A 19,004-nucleotide genomic window follows, 5' to 3' on the forward strand; every position below is an offset into this window, starting at 1 on the left:
GCGTGTCGCCTTCGCCGCACCCTATCCGGGCAAGATCCTGCCGATGGACCTGAGCCAGCTTGGCGGCATGCTGATCTGCCAGAAAGACGCCTTCCTGTGCGCCGCGCGGGGCGTGTCGCTGGGTATCGCACTGCAGCGCAAGCTCGGCGTGGGCTTCTTCGGCGGTGAGGGCTTCATCATGCAGAAGCTCGAGGGCGACGGCCTGGCCTTCGTGCATGCCGGCGGCACCGTCGTGCGCCGCACGCTGCAGCCAGGCCAGCGCCTGCTGGTCGACACGGGTTGCGTGGTGGCCTACACGCCGAACGTCAATTTCGAGATCCAGTATGTCGGCAAGATCAAGACGGCGCTGTTCGGCGGCGAGGGCCTGTTCCTGGCCCAGCTGACCGGCCCGGGCGAGGTCTGGCTGCAGAGCCTGCCGTTCTCGCGCCTGGCGTCGCGCATCTTCGCGGCGGCCCCTCAGCGCGGTGGCAGCCGGGAGGAGGGCTCGGTGCTGGGCGGCATTGCCGGCGGTGGCATCCTGGGCGGCATCCTCGGCAGCGGTGGCGACGACGAGTGAGCTGACATATCGGGCATAGCGTCACGCAGGGCCGCTGCAGGGCCGGGCGCTGCGTGAGGCCCCCGGTAAACTGGGCCATCAAGGGCGGCGGCTGCCGCCCTTTCGTTTTGTCGAGAGGCCTGGAATGTTTCGCAGCGGCGCACTCGCGCTCTTGGTGTGGTGGACGGGGTCCGCGGTTGCCGAGGCGCGACCCCCGGTTTTCGTGCTGAATTCGCTCGACGCCGACATCGCCGTCGTCGACCCGACCAGCTTCACGGTGGTCAAGCGCATCCCGACCGGCAAGGAGCCGCACCACCTCTACCTGTCGCCCGATGAGAAGTCCCTCATCGTCGCCAATGCCCTGGGGGACTCACTGACCTTCGTCGACCCGCGCACGGCCGAGGTCCAGCGCGTGCTGCGCGGCGTGCCCGACCCCTACCACCTGCGCTTCTCGCCGGACATGAAGTGGTTCGTCACGGCCGCCAATCGGCTTGACCATGTCGACCTCTACCGCTGGCTTGGCACGGCCGCAGCCGAGCCGCTGCAACTCGTCAAGCGCATCGCTGCGGCCAAGACGCCCAGCCACCTGAGCATCGATACCCGGAGCACCACCGTCTACGTCAGCCTGCAGGACAGCGATGAGCTGCTGGCCATCGACCTGGCCACGCAGGCGATCAAGTGGAAGACGCCCGTCGGCAAGATGCCGGCGGACATCTACCTGACACCGGACGACCGCTTGCTGCTCGTCGGGCTGACCGGCGACAAGTGTGTCGAGGTCTGGGATGTCAGCGGGGCGGTGCCCAGGCTCGCCAAGCGCATCCAGACGGGCGCGGGCGCGCACTCCTTTCGCGCCTGGGGCGACAGGCGCCATGTGCTGGTCAGCAACCGTGCGGCCAACACCATCAGCAAGATCGACCTGACGACGCTGAGCGTCGTCGATCAGTACCCCGCGCCCGCGGGCCCGGACGACATGGAGCTGCTCAGCGACGGTCGCACGCTGCTCGTCACCTCGCGCTGGGCCGGCAAGCTCACGCAGATCGACACGACCACGCGCAAGGTGGTGCGTCAGGTCAAGGTGGGCAAATCGCCGCATGGCATCTGGACGCTCGACCACCAACTTCGTCTATGAAGGCATTTGTCTTGCTGCTGGCCGCAGGTGTCGCGGCAGCGCAACCCGCCTGCGACAAGCCGGTCTACCTGACCTTCGATACCGGCCACATGGGCGTGGCGCCGCTGGTCGCGCAGACCTTGAAGAAGCACAACGCCAAGGCGACTTTCTTCCTTGCCAACGAGCCGACCCAGAGCGGCGGCACTTCGCTGGACGACAGCTGGGCGACGTGGTGGCGCGAGCGCGCGGGCGAGGGCCATGACTTCGGTTCCCACACCTGGGACCACGACATCTTCCTGGCGGACATCCCCGGTGTGGATGGCAGGGTCACGCGCTTCAAGTTCCGCACCCAGGCGGGTATCCAGGCGCCAGTTGTGCGTGAGCTGAGCGCGGAGCAGTACTGCGCCAGCCTGAAGAAGGTCGGCGAGCGCTTCACGGCGATGACGGGCAGGCCGCTCGCGCCCGTCTTCAGGGCGCCGGCTGGCCGCACGTCCCCGGCGCTGCTGAAGGCGGCCAAGGCCTGCGGCTTCGCCCATGTGGGCTGGGCCCCCGCAGGTTTTCTCGGCGATGAGCTGTCCAGCCGGACGCATCCCAACGCTCAGCTGCTGGAGAAGGCGCTGCGCGACATCAAGCCGGGTGACATCCTTGTCGCCCACCTCGGCATCTGGTCGCGCCAGGACCCCTGGGCGCCGGCCGTGCTGGAGCCGCTGATGACGGGGCTTGAGCAGCGCGGCCTATGCTTTGCCCCGCTGCGCGAGCATCCGCGCTACGCACCCTTGTTCAAGACGCCGTGATCGACTGGATTACCAACAACTTCGACAGCCTGCAGCTGGCGCTGTACGAGAGCGTCGTGCAACCGATCGTCTTCGGCCTGGGTTTTGGCAACCTGCTGGAGGACGCCTTCGCCGCGACCGGCTGGCTGCTGCTGGGCCTGGTGCAGATCGGCTTCATCCTGCTCGGCGTTCGCCTGTTGGAGCGGCGCTGGCCGGTGGAGGCCGTCACGGACCACGGCGCCATCCACGACGACGTCGTCTACACGCTGATCCACAAGCTCGGCCTGGTGCGACTGGCGATGTTCTTCAGCATCGAGCCGCTGTGGGACGGCATGGCCAGCGAGATGCGCCTGGCCGGGCTGCCCACCTGGCAACTCGACGGCGTGTGGCCGGGGGTGACCGACATCGCCTGGGTGAGCCTCTTGCTCTACCTCATCGTCTTCGATTTCGCCGGCTACTGGCTGCACCGCGCCCAGCACCAGTTCGGCGGCTGGTGGGCCCTGCACAGCCTGCACCACAGCCAGCGCCAGATGACGATGTGGAGCGACAACCGCAACCACCTGCTGGACGACGTGCTGCTGGGCACGGCGCTGGCGCTGCTGGCCAGGGGCATCGGCGTCGAGCCGGGGCAGTTCGTCGCCATCACCGTCATCACGCAGCTGCACGAGAGCCTGCAGCACGCCAATGCGCGCATCGGCTTCGGCCTGCTTGGCGAGCGGCTGCTGGTCAGCCCGCGCTTTCACCGCCTGCACCACAGCATCGGCATGGGGCACGAGTCCGCCGGCCGCGGCACGCTCGGCGGGCACAACTTCGGCGTGTTGCTGCCGCTGTGGGACATGCTGTTCCGCACCGCGAACTTCGAGCGGCGCTACGACCCCACGGGCGTGCGCGACCAGTTGGCGGCCGAAGGTGGGCGTGGCTACGGCAGCGGCTTCTGGCAACAACAGTGGCTGGGGCTGGCACGCCTGGCCGCAGCGCTGCGCCCGCGCCGATCCGGGCGCGGCGAACTTCCCGGCGTCAACCGCCCCTAGGTCGCGAATGCAAGGCTTGGTCGATTCCTTCTGGCGCGCCGTCGCCTACTGTCTGCATCCCCGCGTCAACGCGCTGTCGCTGCTGCCGCTGCTGATCGCCGGCGGCCTGGTGTTCGCCTTCATGTTCTTCTTCTGGGAGGGCGCGATTGCCGGCGTGCGCGAGACGCTGGAGAGCTGGCGCCTTGTCGAGAGCCTGCTGCAGTGGCTGGACAAGATGGGCCTGCAGAGCTTTCGCAGCGCGCTGGCCGCCATCGTCGTGCTGGCCGGCGTGCTGCCGGTCGTGATCCTGCTGAGCCTGCTGCTGGTCGCCCTGTTGATGACGCCGGCCATCGTGCGCCTGGTGGCCGAGCGGCGCTTCCCGCTGCTGGAGAAAAAACGGGGTGGCACGCTGCTGCAGAGCGCCGTGGCCTCGCTCGGCGCAGCGCTGCTGGCCCTGGTGCTGCTGATCCTGTCGATGCCGTTGTGGCTGGTGCCGCCGCTGGTCATGGTGCTGCCGCCGCTGATCTGGGGCTGGTTGACCTACCGCGTGTTTGGCTTCGAAGTGCTGGCCGAGCATGCGTCGGCCGAAGAGCGCCGTGCCCTGCTGCGGCAGCACCGCATCCAGATGCTCGCCATGGGTATCGTCTGCGGCTATCTCGGCGCGTTGCCGTCGCTGATCTGGGCCGTGGCTGGCGTGACGGCCGTGATCTTCGCGCCCTTCGTCGTGTTGCTCGCGATCTGGCTTTACACGCTGATGTTCGCCTTCTCAACGGCCTGGTTCACGCATTACGCGCTCGGCGCCCTGCAGGCGCGCCGCTCGGCGCAACCCGTCGCCGAATCCGCGGTCATCATCGAGAGTTGAAACGCATGCAAGTTGGCCTCCTCATCATTGGCGACGAAATCCTGTCCGGCAAGCGCCAGGACTCGCACCTCGCCAGGTTCATCGCCTTGCTGTCCGAACGCGGCATGCAGCTGGCCTGGGCGCAATACCTGGGTGACGACCGCGAGCTGCTGGCGGCGCGGCTGCGCGACGCCTTCGCCAGTGGCGACCTCATCGTCAGCTGCGGCGGCATCGGCGCCACGCCCGACGACCACACCCGCCAGTCCGCGGCGGCGGCACTCAACCGGCCGCTGGCCCTGCACCCCGAGGCGCGCGAGCTGATCTGGCAGCGCATTGAGCAGATGGCGGCCGAGCAGGGCAAGAGCGTCAGGGCGGACGAGCCTGACAGCCTGCGCCGTTTTGAGATGGGCGTCTTCCCCGAGGGCGCCAGCATCATCCCCAACCCCTACAACAAGATTCCCGGCTTCTTCGTTGGCAACGTCCACTTCGTGCCCGGCTTTCCGGTCATGGCGCATCCGATGATGGCCTGGGTGCTGGACCGCTACCCGCAACTGCACCGCGCGGTCGGCCTGACCGAGCGCTCGCTGATCGTGCAGGGCGCGATGGAAGCCAGCCTGACGCCGCTGATGGTGGCCGTCGAAACAGAGTTCGCCGGCATCAAGGTGTTCAGCCTGCCCAGCGTCGACCATCCGCAATGGGGGCGCTGCATCGAACTTGGTGTGAAGGGGGAGGCGGCGAGCCTTGCGCCGGCCTATGACGCCCTGAAGCGGGGCGTGATCCAGTTTGGTGCAAGCATCAGCACCGAGCTGGTGCGATAGTTCTCTCGCTGTAATGTCCCCGCCACATAATGCCCGGCGCCGCCGGGCAGCAACCCATGTCGGTGCATCTGGCATGCAACCTGCTTTGAATCCCCTCGTGGCCGCTGGCGCGTGTGCGCCGGTGGCGGCAACCCACCCCTGATCGATCCCGCTAGGAGCTATTGATGGCCAAGACCGTCGCCGATGTGATGAACCTGGTGAAGGAAAACGAAATCAAGTTCGTTGACTTCCGCTTCACCGACACCCGTGGCAAGGAGCAGCACGTCACCGTGCCGGTTTCCCATTTCGATGAAGACAAGTTCACGTCGGGTCACGCCTTCGACGGCTCCTCCATCGCCGGCTGGAAGGGCATCGAAGCCTCGGACATGTTGCTCATGCCCGATCCCAACACCGCCAACGTCGACCCCTTCTTCGAAGAGCCGACGCTGATCCTGTCCTGCGACGTCGTCGACCCCGCCGACGGCAAGGCCTATGAGCGCGACCCGCGTTCGCTGGCCAAGCGCGCCGAGGCCTATCTGAAGGCCTCCGGCCTGGGCGACACCGCCTACTTCGGCCCCGAGCCCGAGTTCTTCATCTTCGACAGCGTGCGTTGGGGCAATGAAATGTCCGGCTCGTTCTTCAAGATCGAATCGGAAGAGGGCGCCTGGAACTCCTCCAAGGAATACGAGCACGGCAACTCCGGCTACCGTCCCACCGTCAAGGGCGGCTACTTCCCCGTGCCCCCGGTGGACAGCGGCCAGGACATGCGTTCGGAGATGTGCCTGATCCTCGAACAAATGGGCATCCCGGTCGAAGTGCACCACCACGAAGTGGCGAACGCCGGCCAGATGGAAATCGGCACCAAGTTCAGCTCGCTGGTCCAGCGCGCCGACTGGCTGCAACTGCAGAAGTACATCATCCAGAACGTCGCCCACGCCTATGGCAAGACCGCGACCTTCATGCCCAAGCCCCTGGTTGGCGACAACGGCAGCGGCATGCACGTGCACCAGTCGGTCTGGAAGGACGGCAAGAATTTGTTCGCCGGTGACGGCTATGCCGGCCTGAGCGAATTCGCGCTGTACTACATCGGCGGCATCATCAAGCACGCCCGCGCGCTGAACGCCATCACCAACCCGGGTACGAACTCGTACAAGCGCCTGGTGCCCGGCTTTGAAGCCCCGGTCAAGCTGGCCTACTCGGCCAAGAACCGTTCGGCCTCGATCCGCATCCCGTATGTCGGCAACCCCAAGGGCCGCCGCATCGAGGCGCGCTTCCCCGATCCTTCCGCCAACCCCTACCTTGCCTTCAGCGCCCTGCTGATGGCTGGCCTGGACGGCGTGGAGAACAAGATCCATCCGGGCGAAGCCGCCACGAAGGACCTCTACCACCTGCCGCCGGAAGATGTCGCGAAGATCCCGACCGTCTGGCACTGCCTCGACCCGGCGCTGGACTACCTGGACAAGGACCGCGCCTTCCTGACCAAGGGCGGCGTCTTCACCGACAGCTACATCGACGCCTACATCGAGCTGAAGATGCAGGAAGTGACGCGCTTCCGCATGGCCACGCACCCGGTCGAGTTCGACATGTACTACGCGCTGTGATGACCATGGGCAGCCTTACCGCTGCCTATGCCATCCCCGTCGAAGGGGGCCGCCGTCGCGGCCCCTTTTTTGTTTACATGGCTGAAGCACAATCCCGCCATGCTGAATCGACTGTTGGCACCGCTGTTCCTCCTGGCCAGCCTGGGCGCGCAGGCCCAGGGCATGGTCTACCGTTGCCCCGGCCCGCCGGTGCTCTACACCGACGCACTGAGCGCCAAGGAAGCCAACGAGAAGGGCTGCCGCACCATCGAGGGCACGCCCATCACCGTCCTGCAGGCCCCCAGGCCGCGGGCGGGCGCGGGTGCCGCGCCGGCGGTGCCGGCCGCCGAGGGGCAGCGCGGTGCTGACAGCCGGGTCGATGCCGTGCAGCAGCGCGTGCGCGACGACGAGCGCCGCCGTGTGCTGCAGACCGAGCTGCGCGCGGCCGAAGAGCGCCTCAGCCTGGCCCAGAAGGAATTTGGCAACGGCCAGGGCGAGCGCCGCGGCGACGAGCGCAACTACCAGAAGTACCTCGACCGCATGGCCGAGCTCAAGGACAACATCGCGCGCTACGAGGCCGATGTACAGGCGCTCAGGCGCGAGATCGCAAAACTCCCCTCCTGAGGCGCGCGGCGCCTCGGGAGTTCCCAGGTGCCATGACTGATACCTCCGTGCTGCCGGCCGAGTTCGCCGGCCTCGACCTGCTTGCCACCATGGTCGTCGTCGTCGGCGCCGACGGCGAATGCCTGTTCGCCAACGCGGCCTTCGAGAACGTGATGCGGCTGTCGCGCCGCGCCGCGCAGAAGGCCCAGCTGCCCGACTGGATCGACGATGTGCAGCGCCTGACCGAGACGCTGGCCGGCGTGGCCGCCAACCATTACTCCAGCAGCCGCTTCGACGCGCTGCTGCGCCGCGGCGCCTGGGCGCATGAAGACGGTTTGCCGGTCCATGTCATCGTGTCGCAGATGGACCCGGCCGACGATGGCGCGGCGCGCGTGCTGGTCGAGCTCATCGAGATCGCCCAGCAGGCCCGCCAGGATCGCGACGAACGCAACCTCGACCAGGTGCAGGCGACCAAGGAGCTGACGCGCAACCTGGCCCACGAGATCAAGAACCCGTTGGGCGGCATTCGCGGCGCGGCCCAGTTGCTGGCGCTGGAACTGCAGGACGACGACAACGGCCTGACCGAGTACACCCAGGTCATCGTGCACGAGGTCGACCGGCTGCAGAGCCTGGTCGACCGCCTGCTGGCGCCGCACCGCCGTGCCCAGGTCGTCGGCGACGTCAACATCCACGAAATCTGCGAGCGCGTGCGCGCGCTGGTGCTCATCGAGCACCCCAAAGGCCTGGTCATTCCACGCGACTACGACACCTCGCTGCCCGACTTCCGTGGCGACCGCGAGCAGCTGATCCAGATGGTGCTCAACATCGTGCAGAACGCCGCCCAGGTGCTGGCTTCGCGCATTGCCGCGGGCGACGCGCGCATCGTGCTGCGCACCCGCGTGGCCCGGCAGGTCACCATCGGCAAGCAGCGTTGGCGCTTGGCACTGGAATTGCATATCGAGGACAACGGTCCCGGCGTCCCCGCCGAGATCCGGGACCGCATCTTCTTTCCCCTGGTCTCAGGGCGGGAGGGCGGCTCGGGGCTCGGACTCACGCTCGCGCAGACGATCGCCCAACAGCACCAGGGGATGATCGATTGCGAGAGCGAGCCGGGCCTGACGAATTTCCGAATCACGCTGCCGTTGCCCTGACTCACGAGGTGAGGGGCGCGGCTGAGGAACCGCATGAAATCCATCTGGGTTGTTGACGACGACCACTCGATCCGCTTTGTGCTCGAGAAGGCCCTGGCCCGCGAGGGGCTGCCGGTGCGCAGCTTCAGCAATGCGCGCGACATGCTCGCGGCACTCGAGGACGATTCACCGCAGGTGCTGGTGTCCGACATCCGCATGCCGGGTGGCTCGGGGCTGGAACTGCTGGCCAAGGTCAAGGCGCGCCTGCCGGCCCTGCCGGTCATCATCATGACCGCCTATTCCGACCTGGACAGCGCCGTGTCGGCCTTCCAGGGCGGCGCCTTCGAATACCTGCCCAAGCCCTTCGACCTGCCGCGCGCCGTCGAGCTGATCCGCCGCGCCCAGGAGGAAAGCCAGCGCGAGGCCGGCGAGCAGGAGGCCGCCGCCCAGGTGCCCGAGATGCTGGGCCAGGCGCCCGCCATGCAGGACGTCTTCCGTGCGATTGGGCGGCTATCCCAGAGCAACGTCACGGTGATGATCACGGGTGAGAGCGGCTCGGGCAAGGAACTGGTGGCCCGCGCGCTGCACAAGCACAGCCCGCGCGGCGAAGGCCCCTTCGTCGCCATCAACACGGCGGCCATCCCGAAGGACCTGCTGGAGAGCGAACTCTTCGGCCACGAGCGTGGCGCCTTCACCGGCGCGCAGGCGTCCAGGCGCGGCCGCTTCGAGCAGGCCGACGGCGGCACGCTGTTCCTCGACGAAATCGGCGACATGCCCTTCGAGCTGCAGACGCGGCTGCTGCGGGTGCTGTCCGACGGCCAGTTCTACCGCGTCGGCGGCCACAGCCCGATGCGCAGCAATGTGCGCGTCATCGCGGCCACCCACCAGAACCTGGAGGACCGCGTGCGCCAGGGCGTGTTCCGCGAGGACCTGTTCCACCGCTTGAACGTCATCCGCCTGCGCCTGCCGCCGCTGCGCGAGCGCAAGGAAGATGTGGCCTCGCTGGCCCGCCATTTCCTGCAGCGCAGCGCCACCGAACTGGGCGTCGAGCCCAAGCGCCTGTCCGACGCGGCGCTGGCCGTGCTGACCAACTTCGAGTTCCCGGGCAATGTGCGGCAGCTGGAGAACATCTGCCATTGGCTCAGCGTGATGGCGCCCAGCCAGACGGTCGAACCCAAGGATTTGCCCGACGAGATCCAGCCCGGCTATGTCGCTGCGCCGTCCTTGGGCCAGGCCACCCATGCGCAGCCCCATGTGGTTGCTGCCGCTGCGGCGCCCGTCGCCGCCGCGCCGGCCAGCACCAGCAGCGGCGAAGGCTGGCTGGCCGACATGGCCGCCGACGCCCGGGCCCGCCTGATCGCCGGCGAGACGGATGTGTGGGACGCCCTGACCAAGCGCTTCGAGGCCCAATTGATCCTGACCGCCCTGGACATCACCCGCGGCCGCCGCATCGAGGCCGCGCAGAAGCTCGGCATCGGCCGCAACACGATCACGCGCAAGATTCAGGAGTTGGGGCTGGATGTTTAGATGCACCCTGAGCTACGGGCTGGTCACGAGATAGAAACCTTTGACCGCCCGAGAAAGCTGATTTTTGGAAGCGCATGCGAGTCAGAGTTCGACAGCGCGATCAGTTTGCGCATTTCAGACTCATCTCGATAGATCCAGTCCTTGCGGCGAATGTCTTAATCCATCAGAAAGCGAGAGGTATCTAGAACGAATTGCAGCCGATCGGCGAGATTGGCATTTTTCGGCATGAGCCGATATTCCGTTGAGGCGTTTTCGCCATCAACCGCCGCTGACGCGTAGTGCCAGCAACACCACCGTCGACAACCCAAACACCAGCGTCAGCCCCCGCCAGAACAACAGCGGATGCCTTTGCTGCAGCGGCGTGCGGTCCCGCTTCATGAACTCCGGCCCCGGCGCGTGCAGGTCATGCAGGAACTCCGACAGCGCCTGCTGCCGCCGCGCGGCCTGCGGCTGCAAGGCCTTCTTCAGCACGCGGTCCAGCCATTCGGGCAGGTCGGGCCGGCGCGTACGCAGCGGCACGTACTGCAGCTTGTGCAGGTCGCGATCGCCGCGCACCTGCGGCACCTGCAGGCCGTAGGGCAGCGCGCCCGTCAGCATCTGGTAGATCAGCACAGCCAGCGAGAACAGCTCTGACAGCGCCGTGCCGCCGTCGCCCGTGAAGTACTCCGGTGCCGTGTACTGCAGCGTGCCGGCCAGCTCCAGTGCGCGGGCGTCACCCAGGCCTTCGCTCAGGCCCGCCACGTGGGCCGAGGCCAGGTCGAGGAGGATGACGGTGCCCTCGCGGTCGATCATCACGTTCTCGGGCCGCAGGTCCTGGTGCAGCATCTCCTTGCGATGCAAGGCCTGCAGGCCACGGGCGATCTGGTCGGCGATGCCGCGCACCTCGTCCAGCCCGGGCCGCGGGTGGTCGGTCATCCACTGCGCCAGCGTCTGGCCGTGGATGAACTCGACGGCGGTGAACAGGTGCTCGCGCTTGCGCTCGGGCGGCGCGGCCTTGATGACGTGCGGGCTGTCGACGCGCCGGGCCACCCATTCCTCGGTGGCGAAGCGGTCGAGTTCGCCCGCATTGCCGGCCAGGTCGGCCGAGGGCAGCTTGAGCGCCCATTCACGCCCGTCCGCGTCGACGGCCAGCACGACCTGGCTGCGCGCCGTCTGCTGCAGTTCGCGCACGACGCGGTAGCCCTCGAAGGCCTGGCGTGGCGAGAGGCGCGGCGGCAGGCGCAGGCCGTCGCGGCTGACGGGCGAGGTGAGCCAGCTGGGCAGGGATTCGACGCGCGCCAGCATGACGGTGACGTTGTCATCGCTGCCCCGCGCAAGCGCCGCAGCGACGAGAGCTTCGGCGGCCGCCTGCATGTCTGCGCCATGCCGGGCCAGTGTCTCGTTGACGATGGCGGCATCCAGGAACTCGTAGGCACCGTCGGTGACCAGCAGAAAGGTCTCGCCGACTTCCGTGGCCCAGCAGGCGTAGTCGACGTCGAGATGGGACGTCACGCCTAAAGCGCGGCCGAGGTAGGTCTGGCCGCCGTTGAGCCGCACGTGGTGGTCCTGGCTCAGCAGCTCCAGCGCACCGGCGTGCACGCGGTAGGCCCGCGTGTCACCGACATGCAGCAGGTGCACTTCGCGGCCCTTGAAGACGAGGGCGCTGAAGGTGCAGACATGGCCGCGGTCCTTGTCGAAGCGGCCCTCGCCGCGCTGGCTCTCGGCGTGCAGCCAGCCGTTGGTGGCGGCCAGCACGCACTGCGCGGCGCGCTTCACCGTCCAGGCCTCGGAGGTGCCGTAGTAGTCCTCCAGGAAGCCGCGTACCGCCGCCGCGCTGGCGACCTGGCTGACAGGGCTGCTGCTGATGCCATCGGCGATGGCCAACGCGATGCCGCGCGAGCGGCGCTGCGCATCGGTGGGCTGGGCGACGCCGTGGAAGTCCTGGTTCAGCGGCTTGACGCCGGCCTCGGAATGCTGGCCGACCGCAAGCCGCAGCGTCATCAGCGGTGCTTCAGCTCAAGACACGCTTGGGGGCGGTCTTGTAGTGCGTGGCGTACAGCGTCAGGCCGACGAAGGTCAGGCCGCCGACGAGGTTGCCGATGACGGTCGGGATCTCGTTCCAGATCAGGTAGTCCATGATCGTGAAGTTGCCGCCCAGCATCAGGCCCGAGGGGAACAGGAACATGTTGACGATGCTGTGCTCGAAGCCCATGTAGAAGAACACCATGATGGGCATCCACATGCCAATGGCCTTGCCGGAGACGGAGGTGGACATCATCGCGGCGACAACACCGGTGGACACCATCCAGTTGCACAACACGCCGCGCACGAACAGCGTCAGCATGCCCGCAGCGCCGTGCGCCGAGTAGCCCACGGTGCGGCCCTCGCCGATGTGGCCGATCTTCTGGCCCACCGCGTTGGGGCCCTCGCTGAAGCCGAAGGTGAAGATGATGGCCATCAAGACGGCCACCGTCAGCGCACCGGCGAAGTTGCCGAAGAACACCAGCGTCCAGTTGCGAAAGCAGCCGCCCCACGTGGCGCCCGGGCGCTTGTCCAGCACGGCCAGCGGCACCAGCGTGAACACGCCGGTCAGCAGGTCGAACCCCATCAGGTAGAGCAGGATGAAGCCGACCGGGAACAGCATGGCGCCGACCAGCGGGTTGCCCGTGTTGACCGTGACAGTCACCGCGAAGGCGGCGGCCAGCGACAGGATGGCGCCCGCCATGAAGGCACGGATCAGCGTGTCGCGGGTGGACATCAGCAGCTTGGATTCACCGGCGTCGACCATCTTGGTGACGAACTCGGTAGGGACGACGTAGGCCATGGTTTGTCTCGAGTGGAGGTTGGGGCTTGGGGTGTTGGAGGGCTCGCGCCCAAAGCAAGGACGCCCTCGGCCGGTCCGGCTGAGGGCGTCTGCAGTTCGACATCGTTCGTGGCCTCGTTGCCACGGGAAACGGCCTGCCGGGGCAGCACTTGCAGGCCGCCCGGGGGGCTTGAGGCTTCAGGCCAGCGCGACCAGCACGCGGCCCTCCTGCACCTGTACGGCATGGGCGCGCACCGATTGCTCGGGCGCCTCCAGGCATTCGCCGGTGCTCAGGTCGAAATGGTTCTTGTAGAGCGGCGAGGCAACCACGATGCGTTCGCCCAGGTTGCCCACCAGGCCCCGCGAAAGCACGCTGGCGCCCGAGCGCGGGTCGATGTTGTCGATGGCGTGGAAGCTGCTCTCCCCGACGCGGAACACGGCCACGTGGCGGCCGTCCACCAGCGCTGCCACACCGGTGTTGGGCAGGATCTGGTCGACGTTGCAGATGGGGGTGAAGTTCATGTCGGTTCCTTGATCAGGCGGTGGCTTCTTCTTCACGCTCTTCGGCGCGCGCCGGCCGGATCTGGCCGCGCTCCTCCACGAAGATGATTCGCTCGTCGGGCTTGTCGCTGTTGACGAAGGAGCGGAAGCGCTGGCGCACCTCGGGGGTGTTGACCGCCGTTTTCCATTCGCATTGGTAGGTGTTCACCACGGCCTGCATCTGGGCTTCCAGCTCGGCACCGAGACCCAGGCTGTCGTGGATGACGACGTCCTTCAGGTAGTCCAGCCCACCTTCGAGGTTGTCGCGCCAGGTGCTGGTGCGCTGCAGGCGGTCGGCCGTGCGCACGTAAAACATCAGGAAGCGGTCGATGAACCTGATCACGTCGGCCTTGGAGAGGTCGCTGGCGATCAGCTCGGCGTGGCGCGGCTTCATACCGCCGTTGCCGGCCACGTAGAGGTTCCAGCCCTTGTCGGTGGCGATGATGCCGACGTCCTTGCCCTGCGCCTCGGCGCATTCCCGCGTGCAGCCCGAGACGCCGAACTTGATCTTGTGCGGCGCGCGCAGGCCCTTGTAGCGGTTCTCGATCTCCACGGCCAGACCGACCGAATCGTCCACGCCATAGCGGCACCAGGTGCTGCCGACGCAGCTCTTCACGGTGCGCAATGCCTTGCCGTAGGCGTGGCCGCTCTCGAAGCCGGCGGCGATCAGCTCCTCCCAGATGAAGGGCAGCTGCTCGACGCGGGCGCCGAACATGTCCACGCGCGCGCCGCCGGTGATCTTGGTGTACAGGCCGTACTTCTTGGCGACCTGGCCGACGGCGATCAGGCCGTCGGGCGTCACCTCGCCGCCCGGCATGCGCGGCACGACCGAGTAGCTGCCGTCCTTCTGGATGTTGCCCAGGTAGTAGTCGTTGCTGTCCTGCAGCGCGGCCAGCTCAGGTCTCAGCACGAAGTCATTCCAGCACGACGCGAAGATGCTCGCGGCGGCGGGCTTGCAGATGTCGCAGCCCAGGCCCTTGCCATGCTTGGCCATCAGGTCGCTGAAGGTCTTGATGCCGCCGACGCGGATCAGGTGGTACAGCTCCTGGCGCGAATGGGGGAAGTGCTCGCAGATGTGGTTGTTGACGGCCATGCCGCGCTTGGCCATCTCGAACTTCATGACCTGCGTGACCAGCGGCACGCAGCCGCCGCAGGTGGCACCGGCCTTGGTGCAGGCCTTCAGCGCGCCGATGGTCGTGGCGCCGTCGCCGACGGCCGCGCAGATCTGGCCCTTGCTGACGTTGTTGCAGGAGCACAGCTGGGCGCTGTCGGGCAGCGCGTCGGGGCCGATGCCGACCTTGGCCTTGCCGTCGCTGCTGGGCAGGATCAGGAACTCGGGGTCGGCCGGCAGCTTGATGCCGTTGAGCGCCATCTGCTGCAGCGTGCCGTACTCGGCGGCATCGCCCACCAGCACGGCGCCGAGCAGGAACTGGCCGTCCTCGCTGACGACGATCTTCTTGTAAACCTGCTTGCGCTCGTCGACGTACTGGTAGCTGCGGCAATTGGGCGTCTTGCCGTGGGCGTCGCCGATGCTGGCCACGTCCACGCCCATCAGCTTTAGCTTGGTGGACAGGTCGGCGCCGGGGAAGGTGGCCTCGGCATCACCAGCGATGTGCCGTGCCGCGACGCGGGCCATTTCGTAGCCGGGCGCGACCAGGCCATAGGTCTGCTCGTTCCAGGCCGCGACCTCGCCGACGGCGTAGACATTGCGGTCGCTGGTGCGGCAGTGGTCGTCGATGACGACGCCGCCGCGCGGGCCGATGGCCAGCACGCACTGGCGCGGCAGTTCGTCGCGCGGGCGGATGCCGGCGGAGAACACGATCATGTCGGTCTCCAGCCAGGTGCCGTCGGCGAACACCATGCGGTGGCGCGCCATCGCGCCGTCGGTGATCTCCAACGTGTTGCGGCCGGTATGCACCTGCACGCCCAGGTCTTCGATCTTCTTGCGCAGCACGCGGCCGCCGCCCTCGTCGATCTGCACGGCCATCAGGCGCGGCGCGAACTCGACGACATGCGTCTGCAGGCCCATGTCGCGCAGCGCCTTGGCGCATTCCAGGCCCAGCAGGCCACCGCCGACGACGACGCCGGTCTTGGACACCTTGCCGCTGGCCTGCATGGCCTCCAGGTCTTCAATGGTGCGGTAGACATGGCAGTGCGGCCGGTCGCGCCCGGGCACCGACGGCACGAAGGGGTAGGAGCCGGTGGCCAGCACCAGTTTGTCGTAGTGCACGACCGCGCCGTCGGCCAGTGTGACGGTGTTGTCGCGGCGCTCGATGGCCACGGCCTTGGCGGCCAGCCGCAGCTTGAAGCCGGGGTTGTTCTCGAAGAAACCAGCGGGTACCAGGGACAGGTCCTCGGCCGACTTGCCCGAGAAGAACTCGGACAGATGCACGCGGTCGTAGGCCGGGCGCGGCTCCTCGCACAGCACCGTCACCTGCACGTCGCCGGCGGCCGGGCCCTCGGCGAGGGATTCAAGGAATTTTTGGCCCACCATTCCGTGGCCGATGAGGACGATGTGCATGTGTTCAAGCAAAGCAGGCTGCGCCGACGGGCCGTATGTGGCCGGCTCGGAGGGACCAGTAAGAAGGCCCCGAGAGCAGCGGGCTGCTCGGTCGGGGCCGGAAGATGAGGTTCGCCGCCTTTGGCGATGCTTCTGCGGAAGCAGAGGGCCGCTTCAACGCGGCATCTCACCCGTTTACTTTGCAAGGACCATGCCTGCGTCGGAGACGAGCGTTCGCCGTGGGCCGCCATGCGCAGTGCTTGGCGTGGCACGGGTGCGGTGCGGCGCCACGCACCGCTGCGGGGCGCACCGCCCCGTCAGCGGGCTGAGCGGTCCAGCATCACTTCCAGGCCTTGTGCGTTCAGCTCAGCATCCAGGGCGAGCCAGTCGGCGGCTTCCGAGCCGGCCGCGTGCCCGTGGTCGCGCAGCCGCGCAAGATAGCCGTTCAGCAGGCCGGCCTTGAGCCTGTCGTGCCGGTCCGGCGCGCGGCGCAGCGACTCGGCCAGCGCGACCATCTCTTCGACCTGTTCGAGCATCACCGCGGCCAGGCGCCGCACCTCGGCGACCGAGCCGCCGATACGCCCGTAGTGCGTGACCTGCATGGCCAGCGGCTCGGCCGCCAGCAGCCGCGCGACGGTGGCCTTCAGCGCCTCGGGCTCGAACTGCACCGGCGTGCTGGTCGGCAGGATCCAGGCACGGCCATCGATGTCGAAGGCGCGGTAGGACAGGCCGAAGGTGTCGCCGGTGAACCAGCTGCGGCTCTTCTCGTCCCAGATGGCGTGGTGGTGCTTGGCGTGTCCCGGGCTGTCGATGAGGCGCAGCGGCCGGTCGGCGAGATGGACGACCTGGTTGTCATGGCTGGCTTCGGCGCGCTCGGCCGGCACCGGCACCAGCTTGCCGTAGCTGCGTTGCATCTCTGCGTCGCCATAGACGGCCAGTGCGCCCAGCCACAGCGCCTTGGGGTCGATCATGTGGCGCAGCCCGCGCGGATGCACCAGCGCACGGGCGCGGGGCAGGGCCTCCATCAGCAAGCCCACGCCGCCGGCATGGTCCAGGTGCACATGGGTCGGGATGACCCAGTCGACGGCGCCGGTCGCGAGCCCCAGCGCCGCCAGCGCCGCCAGCAGGCGGGGCACCGCGTGGTTGGTGCCGGTGTCGATGAAGGCGGCGCGGCCGTCCTCCACCATCAGATAGGCCGCGTCGAAGCGCGGGCGCTGGAAGCCGGTGTCGATGGCGTAGATGCCGTCGCCGAGGTCTTCGATGAAGTCAAGCATGGGAGGCTTCCTAGAATCGCCGATCACGATAGCCGAAGGAGGCCCCGGTGGCCGTTCACGAGATTTTGAAGATGGGTGACCCGCGGCTGCTGCGCGTTGCCAAGCCGGTGGCCGAGTTCGGCACGCCCGCACTGAAGGCGCTGATCGCCGACATGTTCGAGACCATGGCCGCTGCGAACGGCGCGGGGCTGGCGGCGCCGCAGATCGGCGTGGACCTGCGCCTGGTCATCTTCGGCTACAGCAAGAACGTGCGCTACCCGGAAGCGCCGCCCGTGCCGCCGACCGTCTTGATCAACCCGCAGATTGAGGTGCTGGACGGTGGCCGCACCCAGGGCTGGGAGGGCTGCCTGTCCGTGCCCGGCCTGCGCGGCGTCGTCGAGCGCGACGAGCGCATCCGCTACACCGGCTTCGACGCCGACGGGCAGCCCATCCAGCGCATTGCTGAGGGTTTCCACGCCCGCGTCGTGCAACATGAGTGCGACCACCTGGACGGCATCCTCTATCCGATGCGGGTCACCGACTTCACGCGGTTCGGTTTCACTTCGGTGCTTTTCCCCGAGCTGGATCCGAACAGCGACGACGATTGATTGCAAAGTTTGTAAACGTCGTGCACCGCGCCGTCGGCCGCCGCGTTAGCTTGCCGCAAAGGAGCCTCCCGACATGGCCACGCACGCCGATTCCAAGCTCGTCCTGATTCGCAGCCGCTGGCGCATCCTGGCGATGACGCTGCTGCTCGCCCTGGCCCCCCCGGCCAAGTCTGACGACGGCGACCGCGACCCGCCGTCGCGTGCCGCCCGCGTCGTCGAAGTCGTCGGCGATGCCTGGCTGTTTGACCCCGACACGCGCGAATGGACGCGTCTGATGCGCAACCAGACCGTCGGCCAGGGCGACCGGCTGCGCACTGACGAACGGGCTCGCATCAGCCTGCGCACTGGCTCGACGAGCATCTGGGTCGACGAGCGCAGTGACCTGGAGCTGAGCCAACTCGATGAAGGCCGCACCCTGCTGCAGCTCGACCGCGGCGATGTCGCCTTGCGGCTGCGCTCGCCCGAGAACGCCACCGAGACGCAGCTGCGCACCCGCGAGGGCATGGCCCAGCCCGAGCGTGAAGGCCTCTACCGTGTCGAACAGCTGGACCGCGGCAGCAAGGTCTATGTCTGGCAAGGCCGGATGCGCTTCGAATGGGCCCGTGGCGCCTCTCCCGTGCACCTGGGTGCGAGCGAACAGGTGGAGCTGTGGTGGCCCGATGGCCCGCGCGCCGAGCGCTCGCCGCTCTTCAGCGACGCCTTCGGCGACTGGGTACTGGCGGAAAGCCGGGAAGAGGGCGACCGCGCCGTCGCGCGCTATGTCTCGCCCGAGATGACCGGTGCCGAAGACCTGGACCGCTACGGCCGCTGGGAGACCGCACCCGAGTACGGCGCCGTCTGGATCCCCACCACCGTCGTGACCGCCGATTGGGCCCCATACCGCCACGGCCGCTGGGCCTGGTCGCGCCATTGGGGCTGGACCTGGGTGGATGACGCGCCCTGGGGCTTCGCACCCTTCCACTACGGCCGTTGGGTCAGCTGGGGCGGGCGCTGGTGCTGGGCGCCGGGCCCCTATGTACACCGTCCCGTCTATGCCCCGGCCCTGGTCGGCTGGGTGGGGGGCGGGTCGGTCAGCGTCGGCATCAGCATCGGGAACCGCCCGCCGCCGCCGCGCTATGGCTGGTATCCGCTGGCGCCACGCGAGGTTTACCGGCCCGGCTATCGCCACAGTCCCCGCTACGTTCACCGCATCAACGACCCGCGTGACCTGCGCGACCCCGTGACCGTCAAGCGCCCGCACCGCTATCGCGACGTGCCGCAGGCCGTCAGCACGCTACCTTCGCCGGGTGCGGCGATCCAGCCCATGCCCGTGCGCGGCCCTGATCGCCGGCCCGAGCCGGGTTGGAACCGGCCGCTGCCGACGGCACCCGGCCGCGGGGACCTCGCGGCCGTGTTGCCGGTGGCGCCCACCCGCCCG

Annotated in this window: 17 protein-coding genes; 12 read left to right on the forward strand and 5 right to left on the reverse strand. The window is 67.9% G+C overall.

The window, feature by feature from the left end; genetic code table 11:
* From ACT6S0_RS19205 to ntrC, 10 genes are all read left to right on the forward strand, one after another.
* Window positions 1–556: AIM24 family protein (locus ACT6S0_RS19205; RefSeq protein WP_444765395.1), on the forward strand; the 556-nt coding region annotated here is incomplete at its 5' end.
* A 124-nt stretch (window positions 557–680) separates the two neighbouring features.
* On the forward strand, window positions 681–1,664 hold the full coding sequence (locus ACT6S0_RS19210; RefSeq protein WP_444765396.1) for a YncE family protein: 984 nt from the start codon (window positions 681–683) through the stop codon (window positions 1,662–1,664).
* Window positions 1,661–2,437 (forward strand): polysaccharide deacetylase family protein, encoded by a 777-nt coding sequence (locus ACT6S0_RS19215; RefSeq protein ID WP_444765397.1) that lies wholly within the window; start codon window positions 1,661–1,663, stop codon window positions 2,435–2,437. The genes ACT6S0_RS19210 and ACT6S0_RS19215 overlap by 4 nt, the downstream gene beginning before the upstream one ends.
* Window positions 2,437–3,447: a sterol desaturase family protein gene (locus tag ACT6S0_RS19220; protein WP_444765410.1), complete on the forward strand. Its 1,011-nt coding sequence runs from the start codon at window positions 2,437–2,439 to the stop codon at window positions 3,445–3,447. Before ACT6S0_RS19215 ends, ACT6S0_RS19220 begins: the two co-directional genes overlap by 1 nt.
* Window positions 3,448–3,454: 7 nt before the next feature.
* On the forward strand, window positions 3,455–4,288 hold the full coding sequence (locus ACT6S0_RS19225) for an EI24 domain-containing protein (RefSeq protein WP_444765398.1): 834 nt from the start codon (window positions 3,455–3,457) through the stop codon (window positions 4,286–4,288).
* Window positions 4,289–4,293: 5 nt separating this feature from the next.
* On the forward strand, window positions 4,294–5,085 hold the full coding sequence (locus ACT6S0_RS19230; protein WP_444765399.1) for a competence/damage-inducible protein A: 792 nt from the start codon (window positions 4,294–4,296) through the stop codon (window positions 5,083–5,085).
* Between the two features lie 164 nt (window positions 5,086–5,249).
* Window positions 5,250–6,665, forward strand: coding sequence for a type I glutamate--ammonia ligase (glnA, locus tag ACT6S0_RS19235; RefSeq protein WP_444765400.1), 1,416 nt, complete (start codon window positions 5,250–5,252; stop codon window positions 6,663–6,665).
* A 99-nt stretch (window positions 6,666–6,764) separates the two neighbouring features.
* Window positions 6,765–7,268: a hypothetical protein gene (locus ACT6S0_RS19240; RefSeq protein ID WP_444765401.1), complete on the forward strand. Its 504-nt coding sequence runs from the start codon at window positions 6,765–6,767 to the stop codon at window positions 7,266–7,268.
* Between the two features lie 32 nt (window positions 7,269–7,300).
* Entirely contained in the window at window positions 7,301–8,398 is a 1,098-nt protein-coding gene (gene glnL / locus ACT6S0_RS19245; protein ID WP_444765402.1) for a nitrogen regulation protein NR(II), read from the forward strand.
* A 33-nt stretch (window positions 8,399–8,431) separates the two neighbouring features.
* Entirely contained in the window at window positions 8,432–9,904 is a 1,473-nt protein-coding gene (gene ntrC / locus ACT6S0_RS19250) for a nitrogen regulation protein NR(I) (protein ID WP_444765403.1), read from the forward strand.
* A gap of 258 nt (window positions 9,905–10,162) precedes the next feature.
* On the opposite strand, the gene ACT6S0_RS19255 is transcribed toward ntrC, so the two are convergent.
* The 5 genes from ACT6S0_RS19255 to ACT6S0_RS19275 all read right to left on the reverse strand — a co-directional run bounded on the left by ACT6S0_RS19255 (window position 10,163) and on the right by ACT6S0_RS19275 (window position 17,000).
* Window positions 10,163–11,884: a protein kinase domain-containing protein gene (locus ACT6S0_RS19255; RefSeq protein WP_444765404.1), complete on the reverse strand. Its 1,722-nt coding sequence runs from the start codon at window positions 11,882–11,884 to the stop codon at window positions 10,163–10,165.
* 10 nt (window positions 11,885–11,894) lie between these two features.
* A complete protein-coding gene (locus ACT6S0_RS19260; protein WP_394483607.1) occupies window positions 11,895–12,707 on the reverse strand; it encodes a formate/nitrite transporter family protein in 813 nt (270 codons plus the stop codon).
* Window positions 12,708–12,884: 177 nt separating this feature from the next.
* Entirely contained in the window at window positions 12,885–13,208 is a 324-nt protein-coding gene (nirD, locus tag ACT6S0_RS19265; RefSeq protein WP_444765405.1) for a nitrite reductase small subunit NirD, read from the reverse strand.
* A 13-nt stretch (window positions 13,209–13,221) separates the two neighbouring features.
* Window positions 13,222–15,747, reverse strand: a complete 2,526-nt coding sequence (gene nirB, locus ACT6S0_RS19270) for a nitrite reductase large subunit NirB (protein WP_444765406.1) — start codon at window positions 15,745–15,747, stop codon at window positions 13,222–13,224.
* 296 nt (window positions 15,748–16,043) lie between these two features.
* The gene (locus tag ACT6S0_RS19275) at window positions 16,044–17,000 is read right to left on the reverse strand and encodes an MBL fold metallo-hydrolase (RefSeq protein ID WP_444765407.1); all 957 of its coding nucleotides are present in this window, start codon (window positions 16,998–17,000) and stop codon (window positions 16,044–16,046) included.
* Between the two features lie 47 nt (window positions 17,001–17,047).
* Between ACT6S0_RS19275 and def the strand changes: the two genes are divergently transcribed.
* Together def and ACT6S0_RS19285 are read left to right on the forward strand one after the other, a co-directional pair.
* The gene (gene def / locus ACT6S0_RS19280) at window positions 17,048–17,587 is read left to right on the forward strand and encodes a peptide deformylase (protein WP_444765408.1); all 540 of its coding nucleotides are present in this window, start codon (window positions 17,048–17,050) and stop codon (window positions 17,585–17,587) included.
* 73 nt (window positions 17,588–17,660) lie between these two features.
* On the forward strand, window positions 17,661–19,004 hold a 1,344-nt coding region (locus ACT6S0_RS19285), incomplete at its 3' end, for a DUF6600 domain-containing protein (protein WP_444765409.1).

Source organism: Roseateles sp., assembly GCF_052436255.1.
In the GTDB taxonomy this organism is placed as follows: domain Bacteria; phylum Pseudomonadota; class Gammaproteobacteria; order Burkholderiales; family Burkholderiaceae_C; genus Pelomonas.